Source organism: Ancylobacter terrae (genome assembly GCF_045108345.1).
GTDB lineage: Bacteria > Pseudomonadota > Alphaproteobacteria > Rhizobiales > Xanthobacteraceae > Ancylobacter.
Window position 1 is genome coordinate 303037 of record NZ_JBJGXH010000004.1, and the last position, 18169, is coordinate 321205.

An 18169-nucleotide genomic window follows, 5' to 3' on the forward strand; every position below is an offset into this window, starting at 1 on the left:
AATGGAACGGCGGCGGACCCTCCGCCACCTCTTTCCGTCAGTTGCGCATGTCCGGCTAAGGAGGCGGTAAACACCGCCGGCCCGCACCGCGCGACTTCATCGGGTGGTTAACCGCCGGTTTCCCGAACGTGCCTGCGCGCGTCGATCACACCTTGCAGCGCACGAACACCATCGTGCCGTAGCGGCCGGCAACTTCGGGATCGACCCACTTCAGCACCATGACCTGCCCGTCGAACCGCAGCACCTCGCGATCGCCCTGGGCGCCGGCCGGCTCGTCGGGAAGGCCGATGAAGGTCGGACCGCCGCTCGCCTTCGACACCAGTTCGGAGAGCTGCGACTGGTCGGCGAGGTACATCATGAAGCCGCCATTAGGGCCGCGGTTGATGACATAGGGCTGGTTGCAGCCCTGCCGGGCCTGCGCCTCGGTGCGCGCCGCGTCCTCGGGACGGTGATAGGCGGCCAGTCCCCACTTGCCGACGACCTGGTCGGCCGAGATCGGCGAGGTGTAGCTCGGCGCCGCCGGCACATGGGGCGCGGGCGCCTGGTTCGCGGCGCAGCCGGCCAGCAGGGCGCCAAGCATTCCGATACCGGCAAGACGCGCCAGCGGGACGGACGAAACACGGTAGCGGAACGGCAACGTCATCGATAACTCCGAGGCGGACGGGCGCCGGGGACGGGACACGAGCACGGACGATTCTCGTCGGCGACAGGCAACGACGCACTATAGGACGCACGAGCTTTACGCATAGTTCATTCGCGAACATAGTCCGCTCCCGCTGCCGCGTCGACATTGGCCCGCCCCCGGCGGGCCGGAGAATTGAGTCCCGTGACCCACATCGTCATCCGACCCGCGACCGACGCCGATGGCGATCGGATCGCGGCGCTGATTTCCGCCTGCTTCGCCGAATATCCCGGCTGCGTCTTCGAGCGTGCCGCCGAATTTCCCGAACTCGACGCCATCGCGACCCATTTCGCCGCGCGCGGCGGGGCGATCTGGGTCGCCGACGGTGATGAACCGGTGGTCGGATCGCTCGCGGCGGCACCGACCGAGGTGCCGGGGACGATCGAGCTCTTCAAGATGTACGTCGCCCGGCCCGCCCGCCGGGGCGGCCTCGCGAGCGCGCTGCTGGCCCGGGCCATCGCCTTCGCCCGCGGGCGGCAGGCCCGCCGCGTGCGGCTGTGGACCGACACCCGCTTCCTCGATGCGCACCGGTTCTACGAGCGCCACGGCTTCGTGCGGCAGCCGGGCGAGCGGGCGCTGCACGACCTGTCTGATTCGCGCGAATATCCCTATTGCCTGCGGCTCGCGGCGGACCACTGAACCATGCAACGCGTCTTCCTGCGCCTCGGCCCGCTCGCGGTGGCGATCGGCGGCATCGGCCTGCTGTCGATCATGGACGGCATGATCAAGCACGCCACCTTCAGCTACGGCACCGGCCAGGTCGTCGTGCTGCGCTACGCCTTCGGCGCGCTGGTCGCCTTTGCGGTGTTCCGCTTCGCGGGCACCCCATGGCCGTCGCCGGCCACCATCCGGGCGCATGGCTGGCGCGCGGTGGTGGTGGTCATCACCGCCGTCTCGTTCTTCTACGCGCTCGCCACGCTGCCGCTCGCGGTGGCGCTGGCGCTGTCCTTCACCTCGCCGATCTTCATCGCCCTGTTCGCCCGGATCGGCCTCGGCGAGCGCCCGTCCGGCCATGTCGCGGCGGCGTTGACGCTGGGTCTCCTGGGCGTCGTCGTCGTGCTGTGGGACGAGTTGCAGCGCGTCGGCGGCGGATCGGCGCTCGGCATCGGCGCCTCGCTGGTCTCGGCGATCGCCTATGCCCTGTCGATGGTGGCGCTCAAGCACCGCACCGCGCACGACCCGATAACGACCATCGTCATGTTGCAGAACGTGCTCGCGATGGCGCTCGCCGCGCCCCTCGCGGCCGTCGACTGGCGCACGCCCGAGATCGCCAGCCTCGCCTTCTTCGCCGTGATCGGCCTGATCGGGGCGGGCGGCCACCTGTGCCTCGCCTGGGCCTACGGACGCGCCGAGGCCAACCGGCTCGCGGTGATGGAATACACCTCCTTCGTCTGGGCGGCGCTGATCGGGCTGTTCGTGTTCGGCGAGGTGCCCTCGCTCGGCACCGTCGGCGGTGCCGGCCTGATCATCTGCGGGGCCGCCCTGGTGTCGCGCGCGCATCCGTCGGAACCCGAAGCGGAGATCGGGCCTTGAGCCTACGCGAAACGGCTGGACAGCGACCGGCAAGGCGATAGCTTCCGCGGCAGGCGCCGGGCGGCACGACAGGGACGAGGTAGCAGATGATGATCGCACGCGTGTTGCACGCCGCGCTGGCCGTGTCGCTTCTGGCGGGAACCCTGACGCCCGCCGGGGCGGCGGATCCCATCCGCATCGGCGAGCTCAACAGCTACAAGGCACAGCCCGCCTTCCTCGACCCCTACCGCAAGGGCATGGACCTCGCGGTCGCCGAGATCAATGCCGCGGGGGGCATCGGCGGGCGCCCGCTCGAGCTGATCTCGCGCGACGACGGCGGCAATCCGGGCGATGCGGTGCGCGTCGCGGAGGAACTGGTGACGCGCGAGCGCGTCGACGCCCTCACCGGCACCTTCCTCTCGCATGTCGGTCTGGCGGTCGCGGGCTATGCCGGCAAGCGCAAGGTGTTCTTCCTCGCCGCCGAGCCGCTCACCGACAAGATCACCTGGGCCGACGGCAACCGCTACACCTTCCGCCTGCGCGCCTCGACCTACATGCAGGTCGCCATGCTGATGCCGGCCGCCGTGGCGGCCAAGGCGAAGCGCTGGGCGATCGTCTATCCCAACTACGAGTACGGCCAGTCGGCCGCGGCGACCTTCAAGGAACTGCTGAAGGCGGCGCAGCCGGACGTCGAATTCGTCGCCGAGCAGGCCACCCCGCTCGGCAAGCTCGACGCCGGGCCGGTGGTGCAGGCGCTGGCCGACGCGAAGCCCGATGCGGTGTTCAACGTGCTGTTCGGGCCGGACCTCGCCAAGTTCGTGCGCGAGGCGGGCACCCGCGGCGTGCTCCAGGGCATCCCGGTGCTCAGCCTGCTCTCCGGCGAGCCGGAATATCTCGACCCGCTCAAGGACGAGGCGCCCGTCGGCTGGATCGTCACCGGCTATCCCTGGCAATCGATCGATACGCCCGAGCACAAGGCGTTCCTCGCCGCCTACCAGCAGAAATATGGCGACTATCCCCGCCTCGGATCGATCGTCGGCTATACGACCATCAAGTCGCTGGCGGCCGGTTTTGCCAAGGCGGGGGGTACCGACACCGAAAAGATGGTGGAGGCCTTCAAGGGGCTGAAGGTGGACGGCCCGTTCGGCCTCTTCGAATACCGCGCCAGCGATCATCAGGCGACGATGGGCGCCTTCGTCGGCACCATCGGGGTGAAGGACGGCACCGGAGTCATGCTCGATGCGCGCTATGTCGACGGTGCCAGCGTGCTGCCGTCCGACGCGGCGGTGAAGGCGCTGCGCCCGGCGGCGGACTGAACCGTGACGCACGAGGGCCTGCTGTTCCAGTCGGTCAACGGGCTCGCCTCGGCGTCCGGCCTGTTTCTGGTGGCGGCCGGGCTGTCCGTGATCTTCGGGGTGACGCGCATCGTCAACCTCGCCCACGGCTCCTTCTACATGCTCGGGCTCTACCTCGCCGGCACGCTCGCCGGCTGGTGGGGCGGCGCGCTCGGCTTCTGGGGCGGCATCATCGGCGCGGCGCTTCTGGTCGGCGCTCTCGGGGCGCTGGTCGAGATGGGCTTGATGCGCCGGGTCTATGCCTCCGCACCGCTCTACCAGCTGCTCGCGACCTTCGCGCTGATGCTGGTGATCGGCGATGCCGCGCTCTGGCTGTGGGGGCCGGAGGACCGGCTGGGCCCGCGCGCGCCGGGCCTGTCCGGCACCCTGCCCCTGCTCGGGCGCAACCTGCCGACCTACGACCTCTTTCTGGCGCTGGTCGGCCCGCTGGTGCTGCTCGCCCTGCACCTGCTGCTGCGCCGCTCGCGCTTCGGGCGTCTGGTGCGGGCGGCGACGCAGGATCGCGCCATGGTGGCCGCGCTCGGGGTCAACGAGGCGCCTCTCTTCACCGCGGTGTTCGCGCTCGGCGCCGGCCTTGCCGGCCTCGGGGGCGCCCTTCAGCTCGCCCGCGAACCCGCCAGCCTCGCGCTCGATCTCTCCGTGCTGGGCGACGCCTTCGTCATCGTCGTCGTGGGCGGCATGGGCTCGATCCCCGGCGCCTATGTCGCCGCCGTGCTGGTGGCGGAGGTGAAGGCGCTGTGCATCGCGCTGGGCACGGTCGAGTTCGCCGGCTGGAGCGTGAACATGTCGAAGCTCACGCTGGTCGCCGAGTTCCTGGTGATGGCCGGGGTGCTCATCATGCGCCCGCACGGCCTGTTCGGGCGCCCGCAGGAGGCGGCGCGGACCGGCGCGCCACCGCCGGCCCCGCTGCGGCCGCCGGGTCGGGCGGGAGCGCTGGCGCTTGCCGGGGGGCTCGCGATCCTTGCCCTGCTGCCGCTGGCCGCCGATGCCTTCCCCTATGCGCCGGTGCTGATGACCGATGTGCTGATCGCCGCGCTGTTCGCCGCCTCGCTGCATTTCATCGTCGGCCCCGGCGGGCTCGATTCCTTCGGCCATGCCGCCTATTTCGGCCTCGGCGCCTATGGCGTCGCGCTGGCGGTCACCGCGCTTGCCGTGCCGACGCCGCTCGCGCTGATCGCCGGCATGGCCGCGGCCGCGCTCGGCGCCGCGGTCTTCGGCTGGTTCTGCGCGCGCCTCAGCGGCGTTTATTTCGCCATGCTGACGCTGGCCTTCGCGCAGATCGTCTGGTCGGTGGTCCACCAGTGGGAGGATGTGACCGGCGGATCGAACGGGCTGATCGGCGTCTGGCCCGATCCGCCCCTCGACAGCCGCACCGGTCTCTATCTCGCCGTGCTCGCGCTGTGCGCGGGAGCCACGCTGCTGCTGCGCCGCGTGCTGTTCGCCCCGTTCGGCTATGCGCTGCGGGCCGCGCGGGATTCCGAACGACGCGCCGAGGCGAGCGGCATTCCGGTCGTGCGCGTGCGCTGGTTCGCCTTCATCCTCGCCGGCACGCTCGGAGGGCTCGCCGGCGGGCTGTTCGCGCTCGCCAAGGGCTCGATCTCGCCGGAGGCGATCTCGGTCGGCCGCTCGATCGACGGGCTGGTCATGGTGATGCTCGGCGGCGTGCAGAGCCTGTTCGGGCCCCTGCTCGGCGCGGCCGGCTTCACCGTGCTGCAGGATACGGTGATGCGCGAGACCGATTACTGGCGCGCGGCGCTGGGCGGGCTGATACTCCTCATCGTCTTCGCCTTCCCGGCGGGCCTGGCGGGCGGCATCGGCCGGCTGTGGAGGCGCGTATGACGGCGCTCGAAGTGCGCGCCCTCTCCATGGCCTATGGCGGCGTGCAGGCGCTCGACGCGGTGAGCTTCAGCGTCGCCCGCGGCGAATTGCTGGCGCTGATCGGTCCCAACGGCGCCGGCAAGTCGACCTGCTTCAACATCATCAACGGCCAGATCCGGCCGGACAGCGGCAGCGTGCGGATCGGCGGGCGCGACGTGACCGGCCTCGGCCCGCGGCGCATCGCCCGGCTCGGCGTCGGGCGCACCTTCCAGATCGCCGCCGTGTTCGGCTCGATGACGGTGCTGGAGAACGTCCGCACCGCCTGCCTCGCGCTGGCCGGCCGGAGCTTTCACCTGTGGCGCGAGGCCCGGCCGCTCTTCCACGCGGAGGCGATGGCGCTGCTCGATCTGGTCGGGCTGGCGGACCGGGCCGACAGCCCGGCGGGCGCCCTCGCCTATGGCGATGTCAAGCGGCTCGAACTCGCCATCGCGCTGGCCGGCACGCCCACCCTGCTGCTGATGGACGAGCCGACCGCCGGCATGGGCCCGCGCGAGCGCCGCGACCTCATCGCCCTCGTCCGCCGGCTGGTGGACCAGCGCGGCCTCGCCGTGCTGTTCACCGAGCATTCGATGGACGTGGTGTTCGCCCATGCCGACCGGGTGGTGGTTCTGGCGCGCGGACGGGTGATCGCCGATGGCGATGTGGCGAGCATCCGCGCCGACCCGCAGGTGCGCGCCGTCTATCTCGGCACCCGCGAGGATGCGCCGGCATGAGCGCGCCGCTGCTGCAGGTCGAGGGGCTCGACGCGTGGTACGGCGCCGCGCCGGTGCTGCGAGGCGTCGGGCTGAGCGTGAACGCCGGGGAGGTCGTCGCGCTGCTCGGCCGCAACGGTGCGGGCAAGTCGACCACCATGAAGGCGCTGATCGGCCTCGTCGGCCGTCGCGCCGCGCGGCTGAACTTCGACGGCCATGACCTGCGCGCGCTGCCGACCCACGCCATCGTCCGGCTCGGCCTCGGCTATGTGCCGGAGGACCGGCGCATCTTCACCGACCTGACCGTCGCCGAGAATCTCGATGTCGGGCGCCGACGCGCGAGCGCCTTCACCCGGGGCGGACCGCCGGAATGGACGGTGGAGCGCGTCTTCGAGCTGTTCCCGAGCCTCGCCGTCATGAAGGACCGTCCGGGCGGGCGGATGTCCGGCGGCGAGCAGCAGATGCTGACGGTGGCGCGCACGCTGATGGGCAATCCGCGCCTCCTCCTGCTGGACGAGCCGTCCGAGGGCGTCGCCCCGCTCGTGGTCGAACAGATGGCGCAGGCCGTCGTCCGGCTGAAGCAGGCCGGCGTGGCCCTGCTGCTGTCGGAGCAGAATCTCGATTTCTGCGGCCGCGTCGCCGACCGTGCCGTCGTGCTGGAGAGCGGCGAGGTGACATGGACCGGCGGCTTCCACGCGCTGCGCGCCGATCCGGTCCGGCTCGAGGGGCTGCTCGCGGTATGATATCGCTCCCGCTGAACGGGTTTGCGCGATTTCCTTTGCCCCGATCGCGGCGTGATATGCCGCGGCACCGACTTGCCAGGCCGCTCGACAACCACCGGAACGCCCGCATGCACCCCGTTCCCGACGGCTTCGCGCCGCCGCCGCTCTCAGCCGACGACGAGCGCGGGATCGACGACATCGTCGCTTTCTGGCGCGGCGCGCCCGATGCGTGGTTCGACAAGGACCCCGCTTTCGACGCGGCGTTCCGCGACCGGTTCCTCCACCGTCACATGGCGGTCGCCGCGCGGCATCACGACGGCTGGATCGCAGCGCCGAAAGGCGCGCTGGCGCTCATCCTCCTTACCGACCAGTTCCCCCGCAACGCCTTCCGCGGCACCGGTCACATGTACGCGACCGACCCGCTGGCCCGGCTCTATGCCCGGCAGGCCCATGAGGCCGGCTACATGCCGTCCTTCGAGACCGACCTGCGCGTGTTCCTCTGCCTGCCCTTCGCCCATTCCGAGGACATGGCCGACCAGCACCTCTCGGTCGAACTGAACCGCCGGCTCGGCGACCCGTGGCTGGAGCATGCCGAAGGCCATCGCGACATCATCCGGCGCTTCGGCCGGTTTCCCCACCGCAACCACCTGCTCGGGCGCGCGACGACACCGGACGAGGCGGACTTCCTCGCGGCGGGCGGTTTCGCGGGCTGAGTGCCGCGAGCGCCGCCCGGAACCATGTGCCGTTGGGGCATCCGGCCGCGTCGCCACGCATGTGTGACGGCGCATTCGATAGAAGCGTTCTATCGATGAACGAAACACGGGAATTGATTCCGGCTGCCGCGAGGCCCATGTTGATCTGGAACATTTCAAAAACAAGGTCGGGATGGAATGCCGCACTACGAGCCATGGAGCGAAGTCCGCGCCCGCGGCGTGATCGACGAGCACCTGCATCTCGAAGGTCCGCTCATGCCGATGCTGCACGCGCTGCAGGAAACCTTCGGGCATGTGCCGGATGCGGCGGTGCCGATCCTGGCCGAGACGCTCAACGTCTCCCGGGCCGAAGTGCACGGTGTGGTGACCTTCTATCACGATTTCCGCCATGAGCCGGCCGGGCGCCATGTGCTGAAGCTGTGCCGCGCCGAGGCCTGCCAGGCCGCCGGCGGCGACGCGCTGGCCGAGCATGCCGAGCATCGGCTCGGCTGCAAGCTCGGCGAGACCACCGCCGACGGCCGGGTGACGGTCGAGCCGATCTACTGCCTCGGCCTGTGCGCCACGGCCCCCTCCGCCATGCTGGACGGGCGCATCGTCGGGCGCCTGACCGAGCGGCGGCTCGATGCTCTCATCTCGGAGGCCCAGTCGTGACCATCCGGATCTTCGTTCCCATCGATGCCGCCGCCGTCGCCTGCGGCGCCGAGGAAGTCGCGGCCGCCATCGCCGCGCTCGCCACCGCGCGCCGCCAGCCGGTGGAGATCGTCCGCAACGGCTCGCGCGGCATGCTCTGGCTCGAGCCACTCGTCGAGGTCGAGACCCCGGCGGGCCGCATCGGCTATGGCCCGGTGTCGGAAGAGGATGTTGAAGGCCTGTTCGACGCCGGCTTCCTCGAAGGCGGGGCGCACGCGTTGCGCATCGGCAAGCCGGAAGAGCACCCCTTCCTCGCCCGGCAGACGCGCCTGACCTTCGCCCGCTGCGGCATCATCGACCCGGCCTCCTACGCCGATTACCGCGCCCATGGCGGCTATCGCGGCCTCGAGCGCGCGCTGGCGCTCGGCCCGGTCGAGATCATCGAGGAAGTCAAGAAGTCGGGCCTGCGCGGCCGCGGCGGCGCCGGCTTCCCCACCGCCATCAAGTGGAAGACGGTGGCGGACGCCAAGGACGACCGCAAATACATCGTCTGCAACGCCGACGAGGGCGATTCCGGCACTTTCGCCGACCGCATGATCATGGAGGGCGACCCCTTCCAGCTGATCGAGGGCATGACCATCGCCGGCCTCGCGGTGGGCGCCACCAAGGGCTATGTCTACACCCGCTCGGAATATCCTCACGCCATCGCGGCGATGGAAAAGGCGATCAATTCCGCCCGCGCGCATGGCATGCTCGGCGTGAACATCGCCGGCTCGCACCATTCCTTCGACATGGAAGTGCGCATGGGCGCCGGCGCCTATGTGTGCGGCGAGGAGACGGCGCTGCTCGACAGCCTCGAGGGCAAGCGCGGCGTGGTCCGCGCCAAGCCGCCGCTGCCGGCGCATAAGGGCCTGTTCCAGAAGCCGACCGTTATCAACAACGTGCTGTCGCTGGTCGCCATCCCGCACATCCTCGCCGACGGCGCCCAAAAATACGCCGATTTCGGCATGGGCCGCTCGCGCGGCACGATGCCGATCCAGATCGCCGGCAACGTCAAGCATGGCGGCCTGTTCGAGACCGCCTTCGGCATCTCGCTCGGCGAGCTGATCAACGACGTCGGCGGCGGCACCGCCTCCGGCCGCCCGGTCAAGGCGGCGCAGGTCGGCGGCCCGCTCGGCGCCTATTTGCCGACCTGGCAGTTCGACCTGCCGTTCGATTACGAGGCCTTCGCGGCCAAGGACGCGCTGATCGGCCATGGCGGCATCGTCGTGTTCGACGAGACCGCCGACATGGCGAAGATGGCCCGCTTCGCGATGGAGTTCTGCTCGGTCGAGAGCTGCGGCAAGTGCACGCCCTGCCGCATCGGCTCGACCCGTGGCGTCGAGGTGATCGACCGCATCATCGCCGGCGAGCAGCGCGAGAAGAACCTCGCCATCCTCAAGGACCTCTGCAACACGATGAAGCTCGGTTCGCTGTGCGCGCTCGGCGGGTTCACGCCCTACCCGGTCTCCAGCGCCCTCAACCACTTCCCCGAAGATTTCGGCGATACTCCGCGCCGCCTCGAAGCCGCCGAATAGAGGAGGACACCGCCATGTCCCTCGTGCACGAGATCGATTACGGAACGCCTGCCCCGAAGACCGACAAGACGGTCACGCTGACCATCGACGGCGTCGAGATCACCGTCGCCGAAGGCACGTCCATCATGCGCGCGGCGATGGAGATGGGGACGCAGATCCCCAAGCTCTGCGCCACCGACATGCTGGACGCGTTCGGCTCCTGCCGCCTCTGCCTCGTCGAGATCGAGGGCCGGCCGGGCACGCCCGCCTCCTGCACCACGCCGGTGGGACCGGGCATGAAGGTGCACACCCAGACCCAGCGCCTCGCGCAGCTGCGCAAGGGCGTGATGGAGCTCTACATCTCCGATCACCCGCTCGACTGCCTCACCTGCGCGGCGAACGGCGATTGCGAGCTGCAGGACATGGCGGGCGCGGTCGGCCTGCGCGAGGTGCGCTACGGCATGGAGGGCGCGAACCACTTCGCGCCGGCCTCCGAACTCACCCTGCCCAAGGACGAATCCAACCCCTATTTCACCTATGACCCCGGCAAGTGCATCGTCTGCAATCGCTGCGTGCGCGCCTGCGAGGAAGTGCAGGGCACCTTCGCGCTGACCATTTCCGGCCGCGGCTTCGACAGCCGCGTCTCGCCCGGCCAGTCGGAAGCCTTCCTCACCTCCGAATGCGTCTCCTGCGGCGCCTGCGTGCAGGCCTGCCCGACCGCGACGCTCTCCGAGAAGAAGCTGATCGAGATCGGCACGCCCGAGCATTCGGTCGTCACCACCTGCGCCTATTGCGGCGTCGGCTGCACCTTCAAGGCCGAGATGCGCGGCGAGGAAGTCGTGCGCATGGTGCCGTGGAAGGACGGCAAGGCCAATCGCGGCCATTCCTGCGTCAAGGGTCGCTTCGCCTGGGGCTACGCCACCCATCAGGACCGCATCCTCAACCCGATGATCCGCGGCTCGATCCATGAGCCGTGGCGCGAGGTCTCGTGGGAGGAGGCGATCTCCCACACCGCCTCCGAGCTGAAGCGCATCCAAGACACCTATGGCCGCCGCGCGGTCGGCGGCATCACCTCCTCGCGCTGCACCAACGAGGAAGCCTATCTCGTCCAGAAGATCATCCGCGCCGGCTTCGGCACCAACAATGTCGACACCTGCGCCCGCGTCTGCCACTCGCCGACCGGCTACGGCCTCAACCAGGCCTTCGGCACCTCGGCGGGCACGCAGGACTTCGATTCGGTCGAGGACAGCGACGTCATCCTCGTCATCGGCGCCAACCCGACCGACGGCCACCCGGTGTTCGGCTCGCGCATGAAGAAGCGGCTGCGCCAGGGCGCCAAGCTCATCGTGGTCGATCCGCGCCGCATCGATCTCGTGCGCTCGCCGCACATCACGGCGGATTTCCACCTGCCGCTGCAGCCCGGCACCAACGTCGCCATCGTCACGGCGCTGGCCCATGTCGTGGTGACCGAGGGTCTGGTGAACGAGGAGTATGTCCGCCAGTACTGCGACTGGGACGAGTTCCAGGACTGGGCCGAGTTCGTCGCCGACAAGCGCCATTCGCCGGAGGAGGTCGAGAAGATCTCCGGCGTGCCGGCCGAGCTGATCCGCGGCGCCGCCCGCCTCTATGCCACCGGCGGCAATGCGGCGATCTATTACGGCCTCGGCGTCACCGAGCACTCGCAGGGCTCGACGACCGTCATGGCGATCGCCAACCTCGCCATGGCGACCGGCAATATCGGCCGCCGCGGCGTCGGCGTGAACCCGTTGCGCGGCCAGAACAACGTGCAGGGCTCGTGCGACATGGGCTCGTTCCCCCATGAGCTGCCGGGCTACCGCCACATCTCCGACGACGCCACCCGCGCCACCTTCGAGGCGATGTGGGGCCGTCCGCTCGACGCTGAGCCGGGCCTGCGCATCCCCAACATGCTGGACGCCGCCGTCGACGGCACCTTCAAGGCGATCTACATCCAGGGCGAGGACATCCTCCAGTCCGACCCGGACACCAAGCACGTCTCGGCCGGCCTCGCGGCGATGGAGCTGGTCATCGTGCAGGACCTGTTCCTGAACGAGACCGCCAACTATGCGACGGTGTTCCTGCCCGGCTGCACCTTCCTCGAGAAGGACGGCACCTTCACCAATGCCGAGCGCCGCATCCAGCTCGTGCGCAAGGTGATGAGCCCGAAGAACGGCTATGGCGACTGGGAGGTCACTCAGCTGCTCGCCCGCGCCATCGGGCTCGACTGGAACTACACCCACCCCTCGCAGATCATGGACGAGATCGCCGCGCTCACCCCGACCTTCGCGGGCGTGTCGTTCAAGCGGCTCGACGAGCTCGGCTCGGTGCAGTGGCCCTGCAACGACAAGAACCCCGAGGGTGTGCCGATCATGCACATCAACGGCTTCGCGCGCGGCAAGGGCAAGTTCGTCGTCACCGAATATGTGGCGACCGACGAGCGCACCGGCGGGCGCTTCCCGCTGCTGCTGACCACCGGCCGCATCCTCAGCCACTACAATGTCGGCGCGCAGACCCGCCGCACCGCCAATGTCGCCTGGCACCCGGAGGATCTCCTCGAGATCCACCCGCACGATGCCGAGCAGCGCGGCGTGCGCGACGGCGACTGGGTGCGGATCGACAGCCGCGCCGGCTCGACCACGCTGCGCGCGGACATCACCGACCGCGTGGCGCCGGGCGTCGTCTACACCACCTTCCACCACCCGGGCACGCAGGCGAACGTCGTCACCACGGACTTCTCGGACTGGGCGACCAACTGCCCCGAGTTCAAGGTCACCGCGGTGCAGATCTCGCGCTCCAACGGTCCGAGCCAGTGGCAGGAGGAATACGACGCCTTCTCCCGCCAGAGCCGTCGCATCGCCGAAGCGGCGGAGTGAAGGCCCGGCGCCATGGACACGCGGCTCCCCGACATACCGCAGGCGCGGCGCGTCACGCGCCTTGCCTGCGCCAGGGGGGCGGTGCGCCGTGGCGAGCGGACGATTCCCGAGGAAACGCCGGTCGCGCTGGTCCATAACGGCTCGACCTATGCGGTGATGATGGCGACGCCGGCCGATTTCGAGGATTTCGGCGTCGGCTTCAGCCTGACCGAGGGCGTGATCGGCAGCCCCGACGACGTCAAGGCGCTGGAGGTGCTGGAATTCGACTCCGGCATCGAGATCCGCATGTGGCTCGACGAGGCGCGGGCGGGGGCGATGGTGGCGCGGCGGCGCCAGATCGCCGGCCCCACCGGCTGCGGCCTGTGCGGCGTCGAGAGCCTCGACCTCGCGGTGAAGCCGGCCCGGCTGGTCGGCGAGGGCCGCGTCTTCGCCACCGCGGACATCGAACACGCCATCGCCGCCCTGCGCCCGGCGCAGGCGCTCAACCACGAGACGCGCGCCGTCCATGCCGCGGCCTTCTGGCGCCCCGAAGGCGGCCTCCTCGCCGTGCGGGAGGATGTCGGCCGCCACAATGCGCTCGACAAGCTGGTCGGCCATCTCGCCCGCCGCGGCGAGGATGCGGCGCAGGGGCTGGTGCTGCTCACCAGCCGCGTCTCGATCGAAATGGTCCAGAAGGCCGCCGTCGCCGGCGCCTCGGTGATCGTCGCGGTCTCGGCGCCCACCGCGCTCGCCGTCCGCACCGCCGAGGCGGCCGGCCTCACCCTCGTCGCCATCGCCCGCGACGACGGCTTCGAAGTCTTCACCCACCCGCACCGCATCGCCACCGGGACCGGTCGGCAGGAGAGCGTTTCCGATGTCGCATGATCCCCACGCCACGATGAACAAGCTCGTCTACATGGCGAACCAGATCGGCAAGTTCTTCGTCTCGCAGCCGCGCGGCCATGCCATGCCCGGGATCGCCAAGCACATCCGGGACTTCTGGGATCCGCGCATGCGGGCGCAGATGGAGGACCACATCGCCGAAGGCGGCGCCGGCCTCGATCCCATCGTGCTGGAGGCGCTGAAGACGCTGCCGCCGGTCTCGCGCGCCGATATCCCGGTCGCCCACCCGACGCTCGAGCACCACTGAGCGGCCCGGCCGGCGCCCGGGCGGCCACGACCCCGCCCGGTTTGCCACGAACGCACGGCCACGGCCCCGCGGGACACGCGGACCATCGTTCCGCCATGTCGATCTTTCATCTCCGCCCGCTATAGTTCCCCGACCCCGCCGCGCTTGTGCGGCCGGGCCCTTCCGGGGATGCGCGCGTAACCCGGCCGGTCCTGACGGCCCGGCGGGGTTCGTGGTGTCGGAGCGTCCGCATGCACGGCGACGAGAACGGATTCCTGATCGGCGCGCTGGTGTTCCTGGTCGCCGCCGTCATCGCGGCGCCGGTCAGCCGGCGGCTCGGCCTCTCGCCGATCGTCGGCTATCTGCTCGCCGGCGTGGCGATCGGCCCGTCCGGCATCGCCGTCTTCCACCAACCCGAGCGCATCCTCACCGTCGCCGAGATCGGCGTGGTGCTGCTGCTGTTCGTCATCGGGCTGGAGCTGCAGCTCTCGCGGCTGTTCGCGCTGCGCCGCGCCATTTTCGGCCTCGGCACGGCGCAGCTTCTGCTCTCGGGCCTCGCCATCGCCATTCTGGTCCGCTTCGGCGGCGCCGGCTTCGACTGGCGGGCCGCGTTGGTCGCGGGCCTCGCGCTCGCTTTGTCGGCGACCTCGATCGCGCTGCAGCTGCTGAACGAGCGCAACGGGCTCGCCCAGCCTTACGGCCAGCGCTCCTTCGCGGTGCTGCTGTTCCAGGACATGGCGGTGGTGCCGCTGATCGCGCTGATGCCGCTGCTGGCGCCCGGCATGCACGAGAACGAATCCCTGCTTGCCGCGCTCGGCCATGTGGCGCTGGTGCTGGCGGCGGTGGCCGTCGTGGTCGGCGCCGGGCGCTACCTGCTCACCCCGCTGTTCCAGGCGCTCGCCCGCAGCGGCGCGCCGGAGGCGATGACGGCGGCGGCGCTGCTGGTCGTGCTCGGCGCCGGCGCGCTGATGGCGGCGGTGGGCATGTCGATGGCGCTCGGCGCCTTCCTCGCCGGCCTGCTGCTGTCCGAATCGAGCTTCCGCCACGAGCTCGAGGCCAATGTCGACGCCTTTCGCGGCCTGCTGCTGGCGCTGTTCTTCATGGGCGTCGGCATGTCGATCGACGTCGGCGTCGTCCTGGGCGACGCGCCGCGGCTCATCGCCGGCACGCTGCTCGTCACGCTGGTCAAGGCGGTGACCATCTGGGGTGTGTTCCGCGCCTCGTCCGACAGCCCGGCGGATGCGGTCCGCTCCGCCTCCGTGCTCACCTCGGCGGGCGAATTCTCCTTCGTGCTGTTCCCGATCGCGCTCTCGCTCGGCCTCATCTCGACACGGCAGGCGGACATGCTGGCGGCCTGCGCGGCCATGACCATGCTGCTCGGCCCGCCGGTCTCCATCGTCGCCGAACGTCTCGCCCGCCGCCGCGATCCGCCGCCCGAGCTTCGCGCGCCCGACGATTTCTCCGACGCCCACGGCGCCGTGCTGGTGGTGGGCTTCGGCCGCTTCGGCCAGATCGTCTCGCAATGCCTGCTGGCGGAAGGCTTCGAGGTGACCATCATCGACAATGACGTCGAGATGATCCAGAACGCCGCCCGCTTCGGCTTCCGCATCTATTACGGCGACGGCACCCGGCTCGACGTGCTGCGCGCGGCGGGGGCGGAACGCGTGCGGCTGATCGCGATCTGCGTCGACCAGCGCGAGAATGCCGACCGCATCGTCGACATGGTGCGGGCGAACATTCCCGGCGCGCGCCTGCATGTGCGGGCCTATGACCGCATCCACGCGCTATCGCTGCGCGCCAAGGGTGTCGACTACCAGATCCGCGAGACGCTGGAATCGGCGCTCACCTTCGGCGGCGCCTCGCTGCGGGCGCTCGGCTACGAGGCGGAGCGCGCCCGAGACGTCGTCGACCATGTGCGCGCGCGCGACCTCGACCGCCTGCTGCGGCAGGAGGTGGAGGGCATCGACGCGGTTCCGGGACGGCTCGCCCCCGAGCCGCTCACCGCGCCCGCCAAGACCGCCCGCCCGCTCAACCCGGAAGCCGAGGACGTGCTGAACCACGAGACGGAGTTCTCCTCGTGAGCCGGCCCACCCCTTTCGCGCGGGCGTGCCGCACGCCATCTGGACGAGGTATTTCCCGCCGCTCCGCCGGGCGCGCCGCGCCCGTTGCCGCGAAGGACGTTCGATGAGCACCGACACGACCAGCCGCCCGGCGGCGCCCGCCTTCTCCGCAGACGAGATCGAGCGCTATGCCCGCCACATCGTGCTGAGCGAGGTCGGCGGCCCCGGCCAGCAGAAGCTGAAGCGCGCGCATGTGCTGGTGGTCGGGGCGGGCGGGCTCGGCGCGCCGGCGCTGCTCTACCTCGCCGCCGCCGGCGTCGGCCGCCTCACCATCGTCGACGACGACACGGTCTCGCTGTCCAATCTCCAGCGCCAGGTGATCCACACCACCGCCGCCATCGGCCGGCCGAAGACGGCGAGCGCGGCGGAGGCGATCGCGGCGCTCAATGCCCATGTCGAGGTGACCGGCGTCGATGCGCGGATCGATGCGGCCAATGCGCTCGACCTCGTCGCAAGTGCGGATGTGGTCATCGACGGCTCGGACAATTTCGCCACCCGCTACCTCGTGGCGGATGCCTGCGTGCTGGCGAAGCGCCCGCTGGTGACCGCCGCGCTGGGCCGCTTCGACGCCACCGTGACCACCATCCGCGCGCATGAGCGCGCCCCCGACGGCACGCCGAACCCGACCTATCGCTGCCTGTTCCCGGAACCGCCGCCGCCCGGCACGGTGCCGGCCTGCGCGGAAGCGGGCATCCTCGGCGCCCTCGCCGGTGTCGCGGGCTCGCTCGTCGCGCTGGAGGCGATCCGCGAGATCGTCCGCTTCGGCGAAGGGCTGGTCGGGCGCCTGCTGATGATCGACGCCCGCGCCATGCGGTTCGAGACGCTGAGCTATGGCTGGGACCCGGACAACCCGCTGACCGGCACCGAGCCGAGCATCACCGATCTGTCGCATCACGCGCGATAGAGCCGGCGGCGGACGGTCGGCGCGCCGCCGATGGTGCGTTCACCCGCGGCCGGGTGAGGCCGGCAGCCGCCTCAGCGCTCGAGGCCCGGAGGTATGTCGTACCAGTCGCCCCCGCGCAGGCCCGCCTCGTAGCCGACCTGGAACAGCGCGTTCATGTAGGGCTTGTCGAACGGGCTCTTGCTCTTCAGCGCGAAGCTGGAGGGGATGAAGCCGAGCTGGAACTTGTACTTGTAGCGCATGGCATAGGTGTAGGTGTCGTAGACGGTGCCGAAGGTGGCGCTCTTCATCAGCGTGTCGAAGGAGCGCGCGGCGATGGCGAAGGTGCTCGCCTTGGTGACGTCGAAGGACGGCTCGAACTTCTTGTTCAGCAGCACGTAGAAGCTGCGCGTCTTCGCCTTGGCGACCTCGCCGCCGCCGACGGCGGCGATCTTGGTCGGCACGGTCAGCACCTGCATGGTGGTGCCGCCATCGACATGCATTTCCTTGAAGCTGAAATTGTCGCGGATGACCTCGATCATCATCGGCTGGAACGCGACCGGGATGCTGGCCGAGGCGACCAGCACCCGGCGGAACAGGTCGAGCGCGCGGGGATTGCCGCTGTTGGCGATGGCGCCCATGTCCCACATCACCGGACGCTGGGCGTCGAGATCGGTAGTCAGCACGAACAGCCGGCGGCCGGCGCGGTGCTGGGCGGCGATCTCCGCCAGCATCTGCGCGTCGCAATATTTCGCGACCATCTGCTGCAGCGGGCCGGTGTTGAAGGCGCCGTCGCCGCTGACGAGGCCGAGCACGGGCGCGCCGCCCAGAATGTCGTTGGTGTCGGTGGTGGTGTAGACGTCCTTCAGCTTCGCGTCATAGGCCGGGCCGAGAAAGGCGAAGGGCGAGGTCAGCGCGCCGGTGGACACGCCGGTGACGACGGAGAATTCCGGCCGCTTGCCGGTCGTGCTCCAGCCGTTCAGCAGCCCCGCGCCATAGGCGCCGTCGGAACCGCCGCCGGAAATGGCGAGGATCGAATAGTGGTCGAAATGCACCTTGGCCCGTTCGGCCCGGAAGCGCGCCAGCACCGGGGCGAGTTCGGCGAGCGAGCCATCCGCCCAGATCCGCACGTCGGGAATGCCCATCGGCGCACCCAGCGTCGAATCGTTCTGGGTGTAGGGCGTGCGCGGCATGCTGCCGGCGCAGGCGGCGAGCGCGGCGCCGACGAGGAGCGCGCCGGCAAGGCGCAGCAGGCGGCGCGAACAGGTCGGAAGGAACTGAGCCATCGGGCGGCACTCGCGGCGGGCCTGGAGCGGCGGATCCGGCTGGGCCGCCGGACCACGATGCCCGCACGCTAGCGCAAAGCCCGGAGCGCCGCTGTGGCGGCGCGGCCACAGTGTCGGCCGGCCTCGAGGCATCCTTGACGATCG

At 70.2% G+C, this 18169-nt stretch carries 16 protein-coding genes; 14 read left to right on the forward strand and 2 right to left on the reverse strand.

Features of this window, described 5'->3' with window-relative positions:
• Positions 1-145: 145 nt before the first annotated feature.
• The gene (locus ACEUEL_RS19975; protein WP_405709240.1) at positions 146-643 is read right to left on the reverse strand and encodes a hypothetical protein; all 498 of its coding nucleotides are present in this window, start codon (positions 641-643) and stop codon (positions 146-148) included.
• A gap of 183 nt (positions 644-826) precedes the next feature.
• On the opposite strand from ACEUEL_RS19975, the gene ACEUEL_RS19980 reads away from it, so the two are divergent.
• From ACEUEL_RS19980 to ACEUEL_RS20045, 14 genes are all read left to right on the forward strand, one after another.
• Entirely contained in the window at positions 827-1321 is a 495-nt protein-coding gene (locus ACEUEL_RS19980; protein WP_405709243.1) for a GNAT family N-acetyltransferase, read from the forward strand.
• Between the two features lie 3 nt (positions 1322-1324).
• Positions 1325-2215, forward strand: coding sequence for a DMT family transporter (locus ACEUEL_RS19985; RefSeq protein WP_405709246.1), 891 nt, complete (start codon positions 1325-1327; stop codon positions 2213-2215).
• An 89-nt stretch (positions 2216-2304) separates the two neighbouring features.
• The gene (locus tag ACEUEL_RS19990; RefSeq protein WP_405709550.1) at positions 2305-3510 is read left to right on the forward strand and encodes an ABC transporter substrate-binding protein; all 1206 of its coding nucleotides are present in this window, start codon (positions 2305-2307) and stop codon (positions 3508-3510) included.
• Between the two features lie 3 nt (positions 3511-3513).
• On the forward strand, positions 3514-5388 hold the full coding sequence (locus ACEUEL_RS19995) for an ABC transporter permease (protein ID WP_405709249.1): 1875 nt from the start codon (positions 3514-3516) through the stop codon (positions 5386-5388).
• A complete protein-coding gene (locus tag ACEUEL_RS20000) occupies positions 5385-6140 on the forward strand; it encodes an ABC transporter ATP-binding protein (RefSeq protein ID WP_405709252.1) in 756 nt (251 codons plus the stop codon). The genes ACEUEL_RS19995 and ACEUEL_RS20000 overlap by 4 nt, the downstream gene beginning before the upstream one ends.
• Positions 6137-6862: an ABC transporter ATP-binding protein gene (locus ACEUEL_RS20005; RefSeq protein WP_405709255.1), complete on the forward strand. Its 726-nt coding sequence runs from the start codon at positions 6137-6139 to the stop codon at positions 6860-6862. The genes ACEUEL_RS20000 and ACEUEL_RS20005 overlap by 4 nt, the downstream gene beginning before the upstream one ends.
• A 107-nt stretch (positions 6863-6969) precedes the next feature.
• Positions 6970-7554: a DUF924 family protein gene (locus ACEUEL_RS20010; RefSeq protein WP_405709257.1), complete on the forward strand. Its 585-nt coding sequence runs from the start codon at positions 6970-6972 to the stop codon at positions 7552-7554.
• Between the two features lie 177 nt (positions 7555-7731).
• Positions 7732-8205 (forward strand): formate dehydrogenase subunit gamma, encoded by a 474-nt coding sequence (locus tag ACEUEL_RS20015; RefSeq protein ID WP_405709260.1) that lies wholly within the window; start codon positions 7732-7734, stop codon positions 8203-8205.
• A complete protein-coding gene (locus tag ACEUEL_RS20020; protein ID WP_405709262.1) occupies positions 8202-9761 on the forward strand; it encodes a formate dehydrogenase beta subunit in 1560 nt (519 codons plus the stop codon). The genes ACEUEL_RS20015 and ACEUEL_RS20020 overlap by 4 nt, the downstream gene beginning before the upstream one ends.
• A 14-nt stretch (positions 9762-9775) precedes the next feature.
• Complete coding sequence (gene fdhF, locus ACEUEL_RS20025) at positions 9776-12631, forward strand: formate dehydrogenase subunit alpha (RefSeq protein ID WP_405709265.1); 2856 nt, start codon at positions 9776-9778, stop codon at positions 12629-12631.
• 12 nt (positions 12632-12643) lie between these two features.
• On the forward strand, positions 12644-13495 hold the full coding sequence (gene fdhD / locus ACEUEL_RS20030; RefSeq protein ID WP_405709268.1) for a formate dehydrogenase accessory sulfurtransferase FdhD: 852 nt from the start codon (positions 12644-12646) through the stop codon (positions 13493-13495).
• Complete coding sequence (locus tag ACEUEL_RS20035; protein WP_405709271.1) at positions 13485-13760, forward strand: formate dehydrogenase subunit delta; 276 nt, start codon at positions 13485-13487, stop codon at positions 13758-13760. Before fdhD ends, ACEUEL_RS20035 begins: the two co-directional genes overlap by 11 nt.
• A 230-nt stretch (positions 13761-13990) precedes the next feature.
• Positions 13991-15820, forward strand: coding sequence for a monovalent cation:proton antiporter-2 (CPA2) family protein (locus ACEUEL_RS20040; RefSeq protein ID WP_405709274.1), 1830 nt, complete (start codon positions 13991-13993; stop codon positions 15818-15820).
• 103 nt (positions 15821-15923) lie between these two features.
• Positions 15924-16763, forward strand: coding sequence for a HesA/MoeB/ThiF family protein (locus tag ACEUEL_RS20045; protein WP_405709277.1), 840 nt, complete (start codon positions 15924-15926; stop codon positions 16761-16763).
• 71 nt (positions 16764-16834) lie between these two features.
• Here the strand turns inward: ACEUEL_RS20045 and ACEUEL_RS20050 are convergent, their stop codons facing one another.
• Complete coding sequence (locus ACEUEL_RS20050; protein ID WP_405709279.1) at positions 16835-18025, reverse strand: patatin-like phospholipase family protein; 1191 nt, start codon at positions 18023-18025, stop codon at positions 16835-16837.
• Positions 18026-18169 lie beyond the last annotated feature (144 nt).